This is a genomic window from Citrobacter sp. Marseille-Q3906 (assembly GCF_916618775.1).
Taxonomy (GTDB): domain Bacteria; phylum Pseudomonadota; class Gammaproteobacteria; order Enterobacterales; family Enterobacteriaceae; genus Citrobacter; species Citrobacter murliniae.
The window spans coordinates 140,115-157,471 of sequence record NZ_CAKAKA010000003.1 but is presented as its reverse complement, the minus strand read 5'-3'; the positions used below and the strand labels follow the sequence as shown (position 1 = coordinate 157,471).

19 protein-coding genes are annotated in these 17,357 nt (G+C 50.3%); 10 read left to right on the top strand and 9 right to left on the bottom strand.

What is annotated here, in order from left to right:
• Nucleotides 1-14: 14 nt before the first annotated feature.
• Nucleotides 15-812, bottom strand: coding sequence for a lipopolysaccharide core heptose(I) kinase RfaP (gene rfaP, locus LG384_RS18085; RefSeq protein WP_045448815.1), 798 nt, complete (start codon nucleotides 810-812; stop codon nucleotides 15-17).
• 2 nt (nucleotides 813-814) lie between these two features.
• Complete coding sequence (locus tag LG384_RS18080; RefSeq protein ID WP_045448817.1) at nucleotides 815-1,930, bottom strand: glycosyltransferase family 4 protein; 1,116 nt, start codon at nucleotides 1,928-1,930, stop codon at nucleotides 815-817.
• A 423-nt stretch (nucleotides 1,931-2,353) separates the two neighbouring features.
• Between LG384_RS18080 and waaA the strand changes: the two genes are divergently transcribed.
• On the top strand, nucleotides 2,354-3,631 hold the full coding sequence (waaA, locus tag LG384_RS18075) for a lipid IV(A) 3-deoxy-D-manno-octulosonic acid transferase (protein ID WP_225761344.1): 1,278 nt from the start codon (nucleotides 2,354-2,356) through the stop codon (nucleotides 3,629-3,631).
• A gap of 8 nt (nucleotides 3,632-3,639) precedes the next feature.
• Nucleotides 3,640-4,119: a pantetheine-phosphate adenylyltransferase gene (coaD, locus tag LG384_RS18070; protein WP_045448820.1), complete on the top strand. Its 480-nt coding sequence runs from the start codon at nucleotides 3,640-3,642 to the stop codon at nucleotides 4,117-4,119.
• 28 nt (nucleotides 4,120-4,147) lie between these two features.
• On the opposite strand, the gene mutM is transcribed toward coaD, so the two are convergent.
• From mutM to radC, 4 genes are all read right to left on the bottom strand, one after another.
• A complete protein-coding gene (mutM, locus tag LG384_RS18065; RefSeq protein WP_225761343.1) occupies nucleotides 4,148-4,957 on the bottom strand; it encodes a bifunctional DNA-formamidopyrimidine glycosylase/DNA-(apurinic or apyrimidinic site) lyase in 810 nt (269 codons plus the stop codon).
• A 98-nt stretch (nucleotides 4,958-5,055) separates the two neighbouring features.
• On the bottom strand, nucleotides 5,056-5,223 hold the full coding sequence (rpmG, locus tag LG384_RS18060; protein WP_003024094.1) for a 50S ribosomal protein L33: 168 nt from the start codon (nucleotides 5,221-5,223) through the stop codon (nucleotides 5,056-5,058).
• Between the two features lie 20 nt (nucleotides 5,224-5,243).
• Nucleotides 5,244-5,480, bottom strand: a complete 237-nt coding sequence (gene rpmB, locus LG384_RS18055; RefSeq protein WP_003024071.1) for a 50S ribosomal protein L28 — start codon at nucleotides 5,478-5,480, stop codon at nucleotides 5,244-5,246.
• 275 nt (nucleotides 5,481-5,755) lie between these two features.
• On the bottom strand, nucleotides 5,756-6,421 hold the full coding sequence (gene radC / locus LG384_RS18050) for a DNA repair protein RadC (protein WP_045448824.1): 666 nt from the start codon (nucleotides 6,419-6,421) through the stop codon (nucleotides 5,756-5,758).
• Between the two features lie 169 nt (nucleotides 6,422-6,590).
• On the opposite strand from radC, the gene coaBC reads away from it, so the two are divergent.
• The 3 genes from coaBC (at nucleotide 6,591) to slmA (ending at nucleotide 8,960) form a co-directional block, all read left to right on the top strand.
• Nucleotides 6,591-7,811: a bifunctional phosphopantothenoylcysteine decarboxylase/phosphopantothenate--cysteine ligase CoaBC gene (coaBC, locus tag LG384_RS18045; RefSeq protein WP_136345383.1), complete on the top strand. Its 1,221-nt coding sequence runs from the start codon at nucleotides 6,591-6,593 to the stop codon at nucleotides 7,809-7,811.
• Nucleotides 7,789-8,247: a dUTP diphosphatase gene (gene dut, locus LG384_RS18040; RefSeq protein ID WP_045448827.1), complete on the top strand. Its 459-nt coding sequence runs from the start codon at nucleotides 7,789-7,791 to the stop codon at nucleotides 8,245-8,247. The genes coaBC and dut overlap by 23 nt, the downstream gene beginning before the upstream one ends.
• Nucleotides 8,248-8,363: 116 nt before the next feature.
• The gene (gene slmA / locus LG384_RS18035) at nucleotides 8,364-8,960 is read left to right on the top strand and encodes a nucleoid occlusion factor SlmA (protein ID WP_045448829.1); all 597 of its coding nucleotides are present in this window, start codon (nucleotides 8,364-8,366) and stop codon (nucleotides 8,958-8,960) included.
• A gap of 76 nt (nucleotides 8,961-9,036) precedes the next feature.
• Here the strand turns inward: slmA and pyrE are convergent, their stop codons facing one another.
• Both pyrE and rph read right to left on the bottom strand, forming a co-directional pair.
• Entirely contained in the window at nucleotides 9,037-9,678 is a 642-nt protein-coding gene (gene pyrE, locus LG384_RS18030) for an orotate phosphoribosyltransferase (protein WP_225761342.1), read from the bottom strand.
• A 77-nt stretch (nucleotides 9,679-9,755) separates the two neighbouring features.
• Nucleotides 9,756-10,472, bottom strand: coding sequence for a ribonuclease PH (rph, locus tag LG384_RS18025; protein ID WP_003024054.1), 717 nt, complete (start codon nucleotides 10,470-10,472; stop codon nucleotides 9,756-9,758).
• Between the two features lie 125 nt (nucleotides 10,473-10,597).
• Here rph and LG384_RS18020 point away from each other — a divergent pair, with 125 nt between their 5' ends.
• Together LG384_RS18020 and LG384_RS18015 are read left to right on the top strand one after the other, a co-directional pair.
• A complete protein-coding gene (locus tag LG384_RS18020) occupies nucleotides 10,598-11,461 on the top strand; it encodes a YicC/YloC family endoribonuclease (RefSeq protein WP_045448832.1) in 864 nt (287 codons plus the stop codon).
• Nucleotides 11,462-11,717: 256 nt separating this feature from the next.
• Nucleotides 11,718-12,335 (top strand): trimeric intracellular cation channel family protein, encoded by a 618-nt coding sequence (locus LG384_RS18015; protein WP_225761341.1) that lies wholly within the window; start codon nucleotides 11,718-11,720, stop codon nucleotides 12,333-12,335.
• Here LG384_RS18015 and ligB read toward each other — a convergent pair.
• The gene (gene ligB, locus LG384_RS18010) at nucleotides 12,332-14,011 is read right to left on the bottom strand and encodes an NAD-dependent DNA ligase LigB (RefSeq protein WP_225761340.1); all 1,680 of its coding nucleotides are present in this window, start codon (nucleotides 14,009-14,011) and stop codon (nucleotides 12,332-12,334) included. The genes LG384_RS18015 and ligB overlap by 4 nt on opposite strands.
• A gap of 261 nt (nucleotides 14,012-14,272) precedes the next feature.
• Here ligB and gmk point away from each other — a divergent pair, with 261 nt between their 5' ends.
• Genes gmk through spoT form a run of 3 tightly spaced genes read left to right on the top strand, consistent with a single transcriptional unit; the run spans nucleotide 14,273 to nucleotide 17,356 of the window.
• Nucleotides 14,273-14,896: a guanylate kinase gene (gmk, locus tag LG384_RS18005; protein WP_048223121.1), complete on the top strand. Its 624-nt coding sequence runs from the start codon at nucleotides 14,273-14,275 to the stop codon at nucleotides 14,894-14,896.
• Between the two features lie 54 nt (nucleotides 14,897-14,950).
• A complete protein-coding gene (rpoZ, locus tag LG384_RS18000) occupies nucleotides 14,951-15,226 on the top strand; it encodes a DNA-directed RNA polymerase subunit omega (RefSeq protein WP_000135058.1) in 276 nt (91 codons plus the stop codon).
• 18 nt (nucleotides 15,227-15,244) lie between these two features.
• The gene (gene spoT / locus LG384_RS17995) at nucleotides 15,245-17,356 is read left to right on the top strand and encodes a bifunctional GTP diphosphokinase/guanosine-3',5'-bis pyrophosphate 3'-pyrophosphohydrolase (protein WP_048223122.1); all 2,112 of its coding nucleotides are present in this window, start codon (nucleotides 15,245-15,247) and stop codon (nucleotides 17,354-17,356) included.
• Nucleotide 17,357 lies beyond the last annotated feature (1 nt).

The window sequence follows — 17,357 nt, the reverse complement described above, 5'->3', positions numbered from 1 at the left end:
ACTTTTTATGCATTTTATAGCGCTTTTCTTATTGTTCTTTGTCTTATTTTTTGCGCTTTTGTAACAGCTTGTTGAAACAATCTGGCTTCGTGGCGGAGAATTTCACGCAATGGCATTGCGAAATATACACGTAAGAAACGATAGATATCCCTGGATGTCAATCCGATCTCCAGTGAGGAGAAATAGAGCCCAATTAAATCCTTGTCACGCCAACGGCGCGGTACATGCTGACGTATTTGTGCTCGATGCAGGTCAATTACAGAAAGTTTAATATCCGCGATTTCTGTTGGCATCGGCTGTTGAAGCAGAAAGTGACAGATATAACAGTCCCGATGGTTCACCCCACCACGATGCATTTTTCCGACCATTTCTGCTACACGGGTAATAATGGCCTGTTTTAAGACAAAATCAGGGCGCTCGACACCCCATCTGGCACAAAAATCTTCAAGGCTGATTGCAGGAGACAGGTCTTCAGTGATGATAAATGACGTTCGCTCTAACGGGTTAAGTCCTTTCTGACCAAATGCAACACCGTTCATTGTATCAACATTCAGCTCTTTCAAACGGTGAATAGCTAACCATTCTCGATCTGCGCCAAGAACAGGCATGCGGAGAGAAATGAGGTTCTTCACCACTTCTTTTAGCGTGGTTCCGTGATGATATTTAAGAAAATACCCCTTACCCATCATCTCAAAACGCAGGGTACGCCGTGTTTCCAGAGCGCGGAAGACTTCACCATCCAGCTTAGACACTTCCGCGAACGGATCTTTTCCTTGCCATTGCGTGGCAAACGGTTCTTTTAGTTCAATCATTCTCAATGACCTAAAATGATATCTGCAGCCCTGTCCGCCAGGCTGTAGAGATCCTCTGTATCAGCAAAATGCCGGGCATGGCCTGCCCAGCTATTTCTCTTCTCATTATTTTGCAGCGCATCGAAAAGTGCTGTATTCAGATTTGTCTGCTCGAACGGTTCAGAAATTACCACTCCACATTGGGCGGCATTGATGTAATCGGCATATCCGCATACTTCCGTGGTTAATACAGGCAAACCTGCAACCACAGCCTCTAACAATACAATACCAGCGGCTTCCTGAACGGCAGGATGGAGCAATAAATCAGCAGCGGACATCAATTCAGCAATATCATCTCGCCCCGAGAAAAATTGTACGAGCTCTTCAATACCCAATTGGCGGGCCTGAGCACGGTAGCGATCGGCTTTATCCTGGCCTACTACCATCAATCGCGTCCGCTGGCGTATTGACTCTGGTAAAGACGCCAACGCCTGCAATGTTCTCGATACACCTTTGCGCTTAAAATCTGATCCCACTTGCAGGAGAAAAAACTGATCGCGTTGTATACCATTTTTATTCCTGACATTCTGCCTGCTGTTTTCAGGTTGCTGGCTATATTTCCGATCAGGGTAAATCCCAGGGGGAAGAATATGAAAACGCTGGTTCTCTGTTCGATAATGATGTTTGAAATCGCCAATTTGCTTGTTGGTTAACATCAATAACGCGGTGCGGGATCCTTGCTGAAATACGGCTTTTTCAAATGAAGAATAATGCCGATATCGCTGCGTCAGCTTGTAAAAAAAACCTTTTTCCCGGGCAACTTTTTCGGCATAACAGACGTCAGCTGCATAATAAACATCCAACCCCGGCATTTTATTAAACCCTACGATCCGATCAACTGGGTGCTGGCTTAAATATTGCTGAACCCACTGATAATATTGCTCATTTTTTCCATGGTTAGTTCTGGATGTTACTGGGACGAGTATAATTTCAAGCCCCTCAGGACGCTCCCCCTGCCAGCTCTGGGTAAAAACCTGAACACGGTGGCCACGTGCAGCAACCGTAAGCGCAACCCGCAGGAAATCACGTTGTAACCCGCCATAGGGAAAATACTTGTACAAACAAAAAGCAATGATCATCCATTAATATCCGCATCGCGTCGCCAGCCACACCAAACCTGATGCATAAGAGTACTGTAATCTCTGCTTGCGCTATCCAAAGATTGCCTCCCATGGCTCCGAAGCGTTGATGGCTGCTAGCTACCTGAAATTATGCAGCAGTATACCATTTATTATCACTCAATCCGAAATGAATATTTTTTAACCATATAAAAAATTTATCAATTAAAAACAATCAGATAATAAGAAACGCAATTCACCAAAAAAGTCGTACCGCACAAGACGCTAAGCCTTACAAATGGGAATATGTGCCTTTTTGATACAGTCGCAGCTAAAACAAGGCATTGCCAATTCAATCCTTTTGATACAACCTGGATAAAAATGATGGTAAAGCCATAGTTAAATACATAGAATCCCCAGCACATTCATAAGTCAGCTACTATTATGCTCGAATTGCTTTACACCGCCCTTTTCTACCTTATTCAGCCCCTGATCTGGATACGGCTTTGGGTGCGCGGACGTAAGGCTCCGGCCTATCGTAAACGCTGGGGTGAACGCTATGGATTTTATCGCCGCCCACTGAAACCTGGCGGCATCATGCTTCATTCCGTTTCTGTAGGCGAAACGCTGGCGGCGATCCCTTTAGTTCGCGCTCTGCGACATCGTTATCCCGATCTACCGATCACGGTAACGACCATGACGCCAACAGGTTCCGAGCGCGTACAGTCTGCTTTCGGTACTGACGTTCAACACGTCTATCTCCCTTACGATTTACCAGACGCACTGAACCGCTTCCTGAACAAAGTTGACCCCAAGCTGGTGTTAATAATGGAGACTGAGCTATGGCCAAATCTGATTGCTGCACTGCATAAGCGTCATATCCCTCTGGTCATTGCCAACGCACGTCTTTCTGCCCGCTCAGCTGCCGGCTATGCGAAACTGGGTAAATTTGTTAGCAGGCTACTACGTCGCATTACGCTGATTGCTGCACAAAATGAAGAAGATGGCGCACGCTTTATTACCCTTGGCGCAAGAAACAATCAGGTAACGGTTACTGGCAGTCTTAAGTTTGATATTTCCGTCACTCCGCAACTGGCTGCCAAAGCGATTACATTGCGCCGCCAGTGGGCACCACATCGCCCGGTATGGATTGCAACCAGCACGCACGATGGTGAAGAAAGCATCATCATTGCTGCTCATCAGGCGCTATTAAATCAGTTTCCGAACCTTTTACTGATTCTGGTTCCCAGACATCCAGAGCGATTCCCGGATGCTATTAACCTCGTACGCCAGGCTGGGCTAAGCTATACCACACGGTCCTCGGGTGAAGTCCCGTCTTCAGCTACCCAGGTCGTTATCGGCGATACTATGGGCGAGCTGATGCTTCTGTACGGCATTGCCGACCTTGCTTTTGTCGGTGGCTCACTGGTGGAACGTGGAGGTCACAACCCATTAGAGGCCGCAGCGCATGCCATTCCGGTACTGATGGGGCCACATACCTTTAATTTTAAAGATATTTGCGCGCGACTGGAGCAGGCAAGCGGATTGATCACCGTTACCGACACCACCACGCTGGTTAAAGAGATCTCTTCTTTACTGACAGATGCAGATTATCGTAGTTTTTATGGTCGTCATGCGGTTGAAGTTCTGTATCAAAACCAGGGCGCGCTACAACGTCTGCTGCAGCTGCTGGAACCTTACCTGCCACCCAAAACGCATTGAGGGTTGTCATGCAAAAACGGGCGATTTATCCAGGAACCTTTGATCCAATAACTAATGGCCACATTGATATCGTGACGCGCGCAACGCACATGTTTGATCACGTTATCCTGGCGATTGCCGCAAGCCCCAGTAAAAAGCCGATGTTTACGCTTGAAGAGCGCGTTGAACTGGCACAACAGGCAACGGCACATCTTGGCAATGTGGAAGTTCTGGGATTTAGCGATCTGATGGCAAACTTCGCCCGCGATAATCAGGCTAATATTCTGATACGCGGTCTGCGTGCGGTCGCGGATTTTGAATATGAAATGCAGTTGGCGCACATGAACCGCCATCTGATGCCCCAGCTGGAGAGCGTCTTTTTGATGCCTTCCAAAGAGTGGTCATTTATCTCATCATCGTTGGTTAAAGAGGTCGCCCGCCATCAGGGTGACGTGACCCACTTTTTACCAGAGAACGTTCACCAGGCGTTAATGGACAAGCTAAAGTAAAACGCGTTATTCAGCTTGCTGATGAACTTTATTTCTGACAGCTGCGACAATAGAACGTCGTCCGCTGGGCATGTTTAGTGGCGACAACGGGTGCACCACATGCGCGGCAGGGCTCACCTTCGCGCCCATAGACTTGCAATTCTTGTGCAAAATAGCCCGGCTTACCGTCGCTTTGCAGGAAATCCTTCAGCGTCGTCCCGCCCTGCTCGATAGAGCGCAGTAAAACCGCTTTGATAACGCGCACCAGCAATTCACACTCGGCTTTTGACAGTGACGATGCCAGACGGTCAGGATGGATGCCAGCCGCAAAGAGCGACTCACTGGCATAGATATTACCCACGCCCACCACCAACTTGTTATCCATCAGCCAGGGTTTAATCGCCGTTTTCTTCTTCGCACATTTGTGCTGGAGATAATCGGCGTTGAAATCATCGCTCAGAGGCTCGGGACCAAGATGTGCGAGAACATTGTGTCCTTCCAGCTCTTTTGTCCACAGCCAGGCACCAAAACGACGAGGATCGGTGTAACGCAGGACTTTGCCATTACTCATCACTAAATCGACATGGTCATGTTTTTCTGCCGGAAGCTCTTCAGGGAGGATACGCAGGCTGCCTGACATGCCCAGATGAATGATAATCCAGCCATCCGGTAGCTCCAGCAACAGATATTTCGCACGGCGCTGTACGCTAATGACGGGTTTATCACTAAGACGATAAATTTCCTCTGATACCGGCCAGCGCAAACGACCATTCCGAACATTGGCATACAGAATCGTTGCCCCTACCAGATGAGGTTCAATACCACGGCGACTGGTTTCGACTTCAGGTAATTCAGGCATAGCATCTCCGGCTGTATATCAGGTTTTATTAATATGGGGACGGCCAGAAAACAAAAAACCCCGCCGAGGCGAGGTTTTTCGTGACATCGAAACTAAAATTATTTGATTTTAGCTTCTTTGTACAGAACGTGCTGACGGACAACTGGATCGAATTTTTTCAGTTCCAGTTTTTCCGGCTTAGTACGTTTGTTCTTCGTAGTGGTATAGAAGTGACCAGTACCAGCAGAAGAAACCAGCTTGATTTTCTCACGAATACCTTTAGCCATGATTTATTTCCTCTTAGTACTTAGTACTTTTCGCCACGGGCACGCAGTTCAGACAGAACTGTTTCGATGCCTTTCTTATCAATTACACGCATACCTTTAGCAGATACACGCAGGGTGACAAAACGCTTCTCGCTCTCAACCCAAAAACGGTGAGAGTGCAGGTTAGGCAGGAAACGGCGTTTAGTCGCGTTCAGTGCGTGGGAACGGTTGTTACCGGTCACCGGACGCTTGCCAGTAACTTGGCAGACTCGGGACATGTCTATTCTCCAAAAATCAAATTAGCTCGAGCTTCGTATGGGGTATTGGCGCCTCGTCAGGCTTCTCAGCCCGGTTATCGCAGTTCAATACACTTAATCGTTCATACTGCATCATCATTGGACGCCGAATGAATGATCTCATGTATTCGCGAACTCTCGATTGCCAGGCCCAAATGCCAAACCCGAGATTCTCAAAGGTGGCGTAGTATACGCTGAGTCAGCGATGTGCTCAAGTCCCGAACAGACAAAGATCCCGATGGATCGCGTAAAGTGCGCTAAATCCAACCACGTTCCGCAAAAGAAACGTACTCTCCACGCCCAATTACAAGATGATCAATCACCCGGATATCCATGAACTGACAGCATTTCACCACACGCTCGGTGATGAGTTTATCTGCTTTGCTCGGCTCTGCACACCCCGAAGGGTGATTATGTGCAAGGATCACCGCTGACGCATTCATTTTTATCGCCTCACGGACAATCTCTCGCGGATGCACCTCTACGTGGCTAAGCGTACCGGAAAAAAGTTTGCTGTGTTTAATTACGCGATGCTGAGCATCCATAAAGATCACCAGAAAGATCTCCCGCTCCTCTTCCGCAAGCTGACTTTGCAGAAATTCTCTCGTCATTTCCGGGCTAAGTAGCGCCCTTTCCTCAATCACACGCACGTTGTAGTAGCGCCTCGCCAGTTCGGCAATCCCCTTGAGTTGCGCATACTTCGCCACGCCAATACCCTGGACGTGGCTAAACTCCATGTAATCTGCGGACAAAAGGCCATAAAGCGAATCAAAATGCTGAAGCATTTCTTTCGCCAGCGTGAGTACATCAGTACCGCGTAATCCGGTGCGTAAAAAGAGCGCCAGTAGCTCAACATCCGTAAGAGAACGGACTCCCAGCTTCATCATCTTTTCCCGGGGCATCAAACATCCTGTATTTTTCATGCCTCCCTCCTTTGGCGTCAGCATGGTGGCATAACGCCAACAACGAATCGACGCTCAGTTCTCACTTCTTCGTAGCGCCTCGCAAAGTGGATCGCGCTCAAAAGCACGACAAATGGTGGATTGTGATAAAATATCCGCCTTCTGGTGTAACCCAACAGGAAAGATCATGATGAGCCTGGCCGGTAAAAAAATCGTACTTGGCGTCAGTGGCGGCATTGCTGCATACAAAACCCCTGAGCTGGTGCGTCGTTTACGGGAGCGTGGCGCAGACGTCCGCGTGGCAATGACCGAGGCGGCAAAAGCGTTTATTACTCCCCTGAGCTTACAGGCGGTTTCGGGCTATCCCGTTTCCGATAGCCTGCTTGACCCCGCAGCAGAAGCCGCGATGGGCCATATTGAACTGGGAAAATGGGCTGATTTGGTTATTCTTGCCCCCGCTACGGCAGATCTGATTGCACGCGTCGCCGCAGGCATGGCTAACGATCTGGTTTCAACGATCTGTCTGGCAACACCAGCGCCTGTTGCCGTTCTGCCCGCCATGAACCAACAGATGTACCGTGCCGCTGCTACGCAACACAATCTGGGGATTCTCGCCTCACGTGGATTACTCATCTGGGGGCCAGACAGCGGCAGCCAGGCATGTGGCGATGTCGGCCCTGGGCGCATGCTGGATCCGTTAACGATTGTCGATATGGCTGCTGAACATTTCTCATCTGTCAACGATCTGCAACATCTCAACATCATGATTACGGCTGGCCCGACACGTGAACCACTTGATCCTGTACGTTATATTTCCAACCACAGTTCAGGGAAAATGGGATTTGCCATCGCAGCAGCAGCGGCAAAGCGTGGTGCAAACGTCACGCTGGTATCGGGTCCCGTTACGCTATCAACCCCCCCCTTTGTACAGCGCATAGATGTGATGACAGCGCTGGAAATGGAGGCCGCCGTACAATCTACGGCACAACAGCAGCATATTTTTATCGGCTGCGCCGCAGTTGCTGATTACCGGGCAGAAACCGTCGCCAGTGAAAAAATCAAAAAGCAGGCCACGCAGGGTGATGAATTAACAGTAAAAATGGTCAAAAACCCGGATATTATCGCTGGCGTTGCCGCACTGGATGCTAATCGTCCTTTTGTCGTTGGATTTGCCGCAGAAACGAATAATGTGGAAGAATACGCCCGGCAAAAACGTATTCGTAAAAACCTTGATATGATCTGTGCAAACGATGTTTCACTGTCTACTCAAGGGTTTAACAGCGACAGCAATGCATTACACCTTTTCTGGCAGGATGGAGATAAAGTCTTACCGCTTGAGCGCAAAGAACTCCTGGGCCAATTATTACTCGACGAGATCGTGACCCGTTATGATGAAAAAAATCGACGTTAAGATTCTGGACCCGCGCGTAGGGCAACAATTCCCACTCCCGACGTACGCAACTTCTGGTTCTGCTGGACTTGACCTGCGCGCCTGTCTGGATGACGCCGTAGAGCTGGCACCTGGTGCAACGACACTGGTACCGACCGGATTAGCCATTCATATCGCCGATCCCTCGCTGGCGGCAGTGATGTTACCGCGCTCCGGACTGGGTCATAAGCACGGCATTGTGCTGGGCAATCTGGTCGGTCTGATTGATTCCGACTACCAGGGACAACTGATGGTGTCCATCTGGAACCGTGGTCAGGATAGCTTCACTATTGAGCCTGGTGAACGCATTGCACAAATGATCTTTGTACCAGTCGTGCAGGCTGAATTTAATCTGGTGGAAGAGTTTGAAGCCACCGATCGTGGCGAAGGTGGCTTCGGCCATTCCGGGCGCAAGTAACCCGTAGAGAAGTATCCCACAGCGCAATAACGCAATAACAAACCGCAAACAGCAGTTTGCGGTCGCTGTGTGGATGCCTGCCTGGCAAGTGCTTATTTTCAGGGGTATTTTGTAACATGGTAGAAAAGCAAACTGCGAAAAGGAATCGTCGCGAAGAAATACTTCAGTCTCTGGCGCTGATGCTTGAATCCAGCGATGGAAGCCAACGCATCACGACAGCAAAACTGGCGGCCTCTGTTGGCGTTTCCGAAGCGGCATTGTATCGCCATTTTCCCAGCAAGACCCGCATGTTCGATAGCCTGATTGAGTTTATCGAAGATAGTCTGATTACCCGTATCAATTTGATTTTAAAAGATGAAAAAGACACAAGCGCACGTCTGCGTCTGATCGTACTGCTGATTTTAGGTTTTGGTGAACGAAATCCCGGCCTGACGCGTATTCTGACCGGACACGCGCTCATGTTTGAGCAAGACCGCCTGCAAGGTCGTATTAACCAGCTTTTTGAGCGCATTGAGGCGCAATTGCGCCAGGTTCTGCGAGAAAAAAGAATGCGTGAGGGCGAAGGTTACGCTGTGGATGAAACGCTGCTGGCCAGCCAGTTACTGGCTTTCTGCGAAGGTATGCTGTCTCGCTTCGTGCGTAGCGAATTTAAATACCGTCCAACGGACGATTTTGACACCCGCTGGCCGCTACTGGTTGCTCAACTGCAATAACGTCTTAGCCAGACTGCGGCGTTGCCTTATCCGGCCTACTGCTTTGTAGGCCAGGTAAGCGCAGCGCCGCCGGCGATTAAACCCCAAACTCTTCGCGATACGCCCGCACAGCGGCCAGGTGTTCCGCCATTTCAGGCTTCTCTTCCAGATACGCAATCAGGTCTTTCAGGGTAATAATTGAAATCACCTTGCAGCCATAGTCACGCTCTACTTCCTGGATTGCAGAAATCTCACCACGACCACGTTCCTGGCGATCAAGAGAAATCAGTACCCCAGCCAGCGTCGCACCATTGGCCTGGATTATCTCCATCGACTCGCGAATCGCTGTACCGGCGGTGATCACATCATCCACCAACATCACTCGGCCCCGTAGTGCACTGCCTACCAGGGTTCCACCCTCGCCGTGGGTTTTCGCCTCTTTACGGTTAAAGCAGTACGGCAAATCTTTTTCGTGGTGTTCCGCCAGCGCAACGGCCGTGGTAGTGGCAATAGGAATCCCTTTGTATGCGGGGCCAAACAGCAGATCAAAATCAATACCGGAATCCACAAGCGCTTCAGCATAAAAACGACCTAACAGTGCCAGATCGCGCCCGGTATTAAACAGCCCGGCGTTGAAGAAATAGGGGCTCTTGCGCCCGGATTTCAGCGTAAACTCGCCAAACTTTAGTACCTGCTTGCCAAGCGCAAACTCAATAAACTGGCGCTGATATGGTTTCATGGATTCGCTCCTCTTTTCACTTTCATCATTTACGAAATCTGCAGACAAAAAAAAGGGCGACTACGTCGCCCTTAAAATCAATTTTCTAACGCCGCCTTCTGCGTCGCTACAATGGATTCGATCCCCCCTCTGGCCAACGCCAGTAGGGTGAGTAGTTCTTCATGGCTGAACGGTTCACCTTCTGCAGTACCCTGCACTTCGATAATGCGACCATCTTCAGTCATCACCACGTTCATATCGGTTTCTGCCGCAGAGTCTTCAACATACTCCAGGTCACAGAGCGCTTCGCCATTAACAATACCTACTGAGACCGCAGCGACCATCCCTTTCATTGGGTTGGTTTTCAGTTTACCGCTCGCCACCAGCTTGTTTAGCGCGTCAGCCAGCGCAACACAAGCACCTGTAATCGATGCGGTTCGCGTGCCACCATCTGCCTGAATAACATCGCAATCCAGGGTAATAGTAAATTCGCCGAGAGTCTTCAGGTCAACGGCTGCACGCAGCGCACGTGCAATCAGACGCTGTATTTCCATGGTACGGCCACCTTGTTTACCCTTCGCCGCTTCACGTGCGTTACGGGTATGAGTGGCGCGAGGCAGCATGCCGTATTCGGCGGTGATCCAGCCCTGGCCCTGGCCTTTCAGAAAACGCGGAACGCCTTCATCAATAGAGGCAGTGCACAGCACTTTAGTATCACCAAATTCGACCAGTACGGAGCCTTCAGCGTGTTTTGTATAATTACGGGTCAGGGTGACAGGACGCACCTGATTGGCACTACGACCGGCTGGACGCATGATAAAATCTCCGACTTGAAACGAATGTGGCTGCGCATTATACGGACTTCCGACGGTTATTCCTATCCTGACAAGACGTGGATGGCTATAATCCTCCCATCTCATCTTTAAAAACAGGAACGTCTATGATCCGCAGCATGACCGCCTACGCCCGGCGTGAAATCAAGGGTGAATGGGGTAGCGCCACCTGGGAAATGCGCTCGGTAAACCAGCGTTATCTGGAAACCTATTTTCGCCTGCCGGAGCAGTTCCGTAGCCTTGAACCTGTTGTACGCGAACGTATCCGCTCACGTCTGACGCGCGGTAAAATCGAATGCACACTGCGTTTTGAGCCTGACGCCAGCGCGCAAGGTGAGCTGATTCTGAATGAGAAGCTCGCTAAACAGCTCGTTACCGCCGCAAACTGGGTCAAAATGCAGAGCGATGAAGGTGAAATTAATCCGGTTGATATCCTGCGTTGGCCGGGTGTAATGGCTGCCCAGGAGCAAGATCTGGACGCTATTGCCGCCGAAATCCTTGCCGCACTTGACGGTACGCTGGATGACTTTATTGTCGCGCGTGAAACCGAAGGCCAGGCGCTGAAAACACTGATCGAACAGCGTCTGGAAGGCGTCAGCACCGAAGTGGCGAAGGTCCGCGCGCACATGCCGGAAATTCTGCAATGGCAGCGCGATCGTCTGGTTGCCAAGCTGGAAGATGCACAGGTGCAGCTGGAAAATAACCGCCTTGAACAAGAGTTAGTGCTGATGGCACAGCGTATTGATGTGGCAGAAGAATTGGATCGTCTCGAAGCCCACGTTAAAGAAACCTACAACATCCTGAAGAAAAAAGAAGCGGTCGGTCGCCGTCTGGACTTCATGATGCAGGAATTTAACCGTGAGTCGAACACTCTGGCATCTAAATCCATCAATGCTGAAGTCACTAACTCCGCGATTGAACTGAAAGTATTGATCGAGCAAATGCGCGAACAGATTCAGAATATCGAGTAAGTTCCCTTACACGTAGCGTGTCGATAAACGGTGGCGCTACGTGTAATTCTCTTTTGTCAGCTATTCTTTGCTCTAATTGGATTATATTTTCTCATCAATTATTATCCTAATTAACGATCAAAAGTCCGTTATCTCTGGCATTTCCAATAAATTCGCATTAGCTATTTTTATTAAAATCACTTCGCCTTAGAAAATCTCAATCGTGACATTGCGCACAAATCGTTAACCTTAGCCCCAGCAAATCAGGGGGGAAGGCATGCTGCTACACGTTTTATATTTAATTGGTATTACCGCTGAAGCTATGACAGGTGCGCTTGCGGCAGACCGTCGTCGTATGGATACATTTGGCGTAATTATCATTGCCACCGCGACTGCCATTGGCGGCGGGTCCGTACGCGATATTCTTCTCGGTCACTATCCGCTCGGCTGGGTCAAACACCCTGAGTACGTCATTATCGTGGCAACCGCCGCTGTACTGACCACGATTATTGCTCCCGTCATGCCCTACCTGCGCAAAATATTCCTGGTGCTGGATGCTCTGGGTCTCGTAGTTTTCTCTATTATTGGCGCTCAGGTGGCGCTCGATATGGGGCACGGACCGATTATTGCCGTTGTCGCCGCCGTCACCACCGGTGTCTTTGGTGGCGTCCTACGAGACATGTTCTGCAAACGCATTCCGTTAGTGTTCCAGAAAGAGCTGTATGCCGGTGTGTCATTTGCCGCCGCCGTGCTTTACATTGTGCTGCAACATTATGTCTCCAGCCACGATGTAGTGGTTATCTCTACCCTGCTATTTGGTTTTACCGCCCGATTATTGGCGCTGCGCCTGAAGTTAGGGCTGCCGGTATTTTATTATCGCCATGAAGGTCATTAAGGCGTAAAGCCCGTAATACGCTGAGCTGCTAACCAGTTGCTCAGCGCTTTTACTTTCTGATTCTCCAGCCACTGAATTAACTGTCGGGTACGGCGCCCCCCCATCGACGGAAGCTGCCGCCAGCTTTTTTCATCGCGTTCCTGTAGTTGCCGCCATGATCGGTCACGACTGGCATCCAGTGTCACCTGTGTTAACGGTATTCCCATAGCAACTATCCAGCGAGTAAAAGGATGCTGACGCGACAGGTTAAACTGATGCCATAACTTCTCGCCTTTACGGACTCCAAGCGTGGACTGTAGCTGTTCCTGGGTTAAGGCGAGCCAGGAAAAGATATGTTCAAAGCGATGCGCATGATGGAGTTCCCGCCACCCTGCCTCACCGAGGCCGTCAAAATTCAACGCCTCTTTTGCACTCAGCCAGACCAGCCTGGCAACAAATTGTTGCTGGCATTCCGGCGTTGCATAAAAACAGGTTAATGAATTGAAATGACCTTTTGGAGGAGCGGGTTTAGTCCGCTGGGTACTGCGCCAGACCACATCGTCTATGCGGGGAATCCCCTGTCCGGCCAGACTGACAAGGAGATGATCGCCAGGTGCGATATCCCATTCATTCCACCGGCGAACAGAGCCAATATTGACGCGCTGCACTCGTTTATCATCCAGCATAACCGGAGCCAACAAGGCGACTACGGCAATTTGCCCACTCTTGCCGACAGAGAATTGAATCCCCGTCACCTCGGATACCCGGGCAACCGGAGGATATTTCCAGGCCACCAGCCAGTCTCCCTGGCCAGGTAACCAGTTTCGTGCTTCTGGCTCCTTTCCCGTTCGTACCACAACACCATCGGTCACAAAAGGCAATCCCGAGGTCCACCAGTGTGTACGGGCACGCTCAACCTCATCGGCATTTTTAACAGGCTGGGTAAATTGCCGAGTCAAACTGAAACCTGCATCAGCAAGCTGTCGCAGTCTGTCCGGCATGTTCACCGGACCATCGGGCCAGGCCCAGATAAAAATGGCTAAAGATCGCAACAACTCTGGATTATCCTTGCGCATCATCATCCCAGCCACCTTAGAGCGGGCATTCATTCCGCCACTCTTTTGTTGGATATGACCGTCCTGCGGCAAAAAAATCTCACCCTGCAACGTACTGTTAGCCAGCTGGCCTTTGGTCATTTTTGGCACGGAAGGGATCTGGCGAACTTTGTTCGTCCAGTCTTCTCCTTTCAGCCCATTACCGCGACTAATTGCCCTGACCAGATTACCATCCCGATAGACCAGCGTAACCGCCACTCCGTCCACCTTCGGCTGTACCCAGAGATCGCCACGAGTACGCATCCATTGTTGTACAGATCGCTTATCTGCAAGCTTACGTACCCCCGTGTGGGGGACTGGGTGCGATATCGTTCCACTAATTGGTGGAACTGACTGGTCTGCATGTGAATCATCGCTAAAACAGCGGTGCCATTGGGCCAATTGCGCATCAAGCTGGTCATAGACACTATCATCTACAGCACTGATGCCTTGTTTCCAGTAGCTATCATTCCATTGAGCCATTTGCTGCTGTAGCCGTGATATTTCCGCGTTTGCCCGGGCAGGCGACCAGACAGGACATACTGTCCATGCCGGAAAATGCCATACCAGTAAAACCAGTGCTACGCATTTCCATAACCTCATCACCACCTCCGCTAAACATTACGTTGCCCGGCAGGTATAGCGCGAAGCGTCAGCGAAACAGAGTGGCAAAAGATCATCCTGCGAACCGCTTTCCAGACATTTTTGTTTATTGCAGCAAATCCCCGGTAAAAAAGGAAAAAGGTATACAAAACGCAATAATCATGCGCAAAAAGTGTGACAAGGGCTACGTCGTATAGCGGCTACGTGTATAATAAGCCCGTATGTAGGCTCTCTTTCGACAATCACATACATAAGATACTCATGGCTCAAGGCACGCTTTATATTGTTTCTGCCCCCAGTGGCGCGGGTAAATCCAGCCTGATTCAGGCTTTATTAAAGACCCAACCGTTGTATGACACCCAGGTTTCTGTTTCGCACACTACCCGCGCACCGCGTCCCGGGGAGGTGCATGGTGAACACTATTACTTCGTAAACCATGATGAATTCAGAAGCATGATTGGCAGAGATGCGTTCCTGGAACACGCTGAGGTATTTGGCAATTATTATGGCACCTCGCGTGAGGCAATTGAGCAAGTGCTGGCATCGGGTGTAGATGTCTTTTTAGATATCGACTGGCAAGGTGCGCAGCAAATTCGTGAAAAAATGCCGCATGCGCGCAGTATTTTTATTTTGCCGCCCTCTAAGATCGAGCTGGACCGCCGCCTGCGCGGTCGTGGTCAGGATAGCGAAGAAGTCATCGCAAAACGTATGGCGCAAGCTGTTGCAGAAATGAGCCATTACGCCGAATATGATTATCTTATTGTGAATGATGATTTCGATACTGCCCTGGGCGATTTGAAAACTATCATTCGCGCCGAACGTCTGCGCATGAGCCGCCAAAAGCAGCGTCATGACGCTTTAATCAGCAAACTGTTGGCAGACTGAACTCACATTCAGTATCATGCCCAGTCATTTCTTCACCTGTGGAGCATTTTAAGTATGGCACGCGTAACTGTTCAGGACGCTGTAGAGAAAATTGGTAACCGTTTTGACCTGGTACTGGTCGCCGCGCGTCGCGCTCGTCAGATGCAGGTAGGCGGAAAGGATCCGCTCGTACCGGAAGAAAACGATAAAACTACTGTAATCGCGCTGCGCGAAATCGAAGAAGGTCTGATCAACAACCAGATCCTTGACGTGCGTGAGCGTCAGGAACAGCAAGAGCAGGAAGCCGCTGAATTACAAGCCGTTACCGCTATTGCTGAAGGTCGTCGTTAATCACAAAGCGGGTCGCCCTTGTATCTGTTTGAAAGCCTGAATCAACTGATTCAAAACTACCTGCCGGAAGACCAGATTAAGCGTCTTCGGCAGGCGTATCTCGTTGCACGTGACGCTCACGAGGGCCAGACACGTTCAAGCGGTGAACCCTATATCACGCACCCGGTTGCGGTGGCCTGCATTCTGGCCGAGATGAAACTCGACTATGAAACGCTAATGGCCGCGCTGCTACATGACGTGATTGAAGATACTCCTGCCACCTACCAGGACATGGAACAGCTTTTTGGTAAAAGCGTTGCTGAGCTGGTAGAAGGGGTATCAAAGCTTGATAAGCTTAAGTTTCGCGATAAGAAAGAGGCGCAGGCCGAAAACTTTCGCAAGATGATTATGGCGATGGTGCAGGATATCCGCGTCATTCTCATCAAACTTGCCGACCGTACCCACAATATGCGCACGCTGGGCTCATTACGCCCGGATAAGCGTCGCCGCATCGCCCGTGAAACCCTCGAAATCTACAGTCCGCTGGCACACCGTTTAGGTATTCATCACATTAAAACCGAGCTGGAAGAGCTGGGTTTTGAAGCGCTATACCCGAACCGCTACCGCGTGATTAAAGAAGTGGTTAAAGCCGCTCGCGGCAACCGCAAAGAGATGATTCAAAAAATCCTCTCTGAAATCGAAGGACGTTTACAGGAGGCAGGCATTCCGTGCCGCGTAAGTGGTCGCGAGAAACACCTGTACTCTATCTACTGCAAGATGGTACTCAAAGAGCAGCGTTTTCACTCAATCATGGATATCTACGCATTCCGCGTTATCGTCCATGACTCTGATACCTGCTATCGCGTACTCGGGCAGATGCACAGCCTGTATAAACCACGTCCTGGCCGAGTAAAAGATTATATTGCGATTCCGAAAGCGAACGGATATCAGTCTTTACACACCTCAATGATCGGCCCGCACGGTGTTCCAGTCGAAGTACAAATTCGTACTGAAGACATGGACCAAATGGCGGAGATGGGGGTTGCTGCACACTGGGCGTACAAAGAGCACGGCGAAACCAGCACAACGGCACAAATCCGCGCCCAGCGCTGGATGCAGAGCCTGTTGGAACTGCAGCAGAGCGCCGGTAGCTCATTTGAATTTATTGAAAGCGTCAAATCTGATCTCTTCCCGGATGAGATTTATGTTTTCACACCGGAAGGGCGCATTGTTGAACTGCCTGCCGGTGCAACGCCTGTCGACTTCGCCTACGCGGTACACACCGATATCGGCCATGCCTGCGTCGGCGCGCGCGTCGACAGGCAGCCATACCCGCTTTCACAGCCGCTCTTTAGCGGTCAGACCGTTGAAATCATCACTGCACCGGGCGCACGTCCCAATGCGGCGTGGCTTAACTTTGTTGTCAGTTCGAAAGCACGCGCCAAAATTCGCCAGTTGCTGAAAAACCTCAAACGCGATGATTCCGTCAGTCTTGGGCGTCGTCTGCTCAACCATGCCTTAGGCGGTAGCCGTAAGCTGGCTGAGATCCCGCAAGAAAGTATCCAGCGTGAGCTTGAGCGTATGAAGCTCGCCACGCTTGACGATCTGTTAGCGGAAATCGGGCTGGGGAACGCCATGAGCGTTGTGGTGGCAAAAAACCTTCAGCAAGGTGAAGTACCGGCGAACGCTCCCGCACAATCCGGTCATGGGCATCTGCCAATTAAAGGCGCAGATGGCGTGCTGATTACCTTCGCGAAATGCTGTCGCCCGATTCCTGGCGATCCGATCATTGCCCACGTCAGCCCGGGTAAAGGTCTGGTTATCCACCATGAATCCTGCCGTAACATCCGTGGCTACCAGAAAGAGCCAGAGAAGTTTATGGCGGTGGAATGGGATAAAGAGACAGAGCAGGAATTCATCACCGAAATTAAGGTGGACATGTTTAACCACCAGGGTGCACTGGCTAACCTGACGGCGGCAATCAACACAACCACCTCTAATATTCAGAGTCTGAATACCGAAGAGAAAGATGGTCGCGTCTACAGCGCCTTTATTCGCCTGACCGCACGCGATCGTGTGCACCTGGCAAATATCATGCGCAAAATCCGTGTTATGCCGGACGTGATAAAAGTCACCCGTAACCGAAACTAGT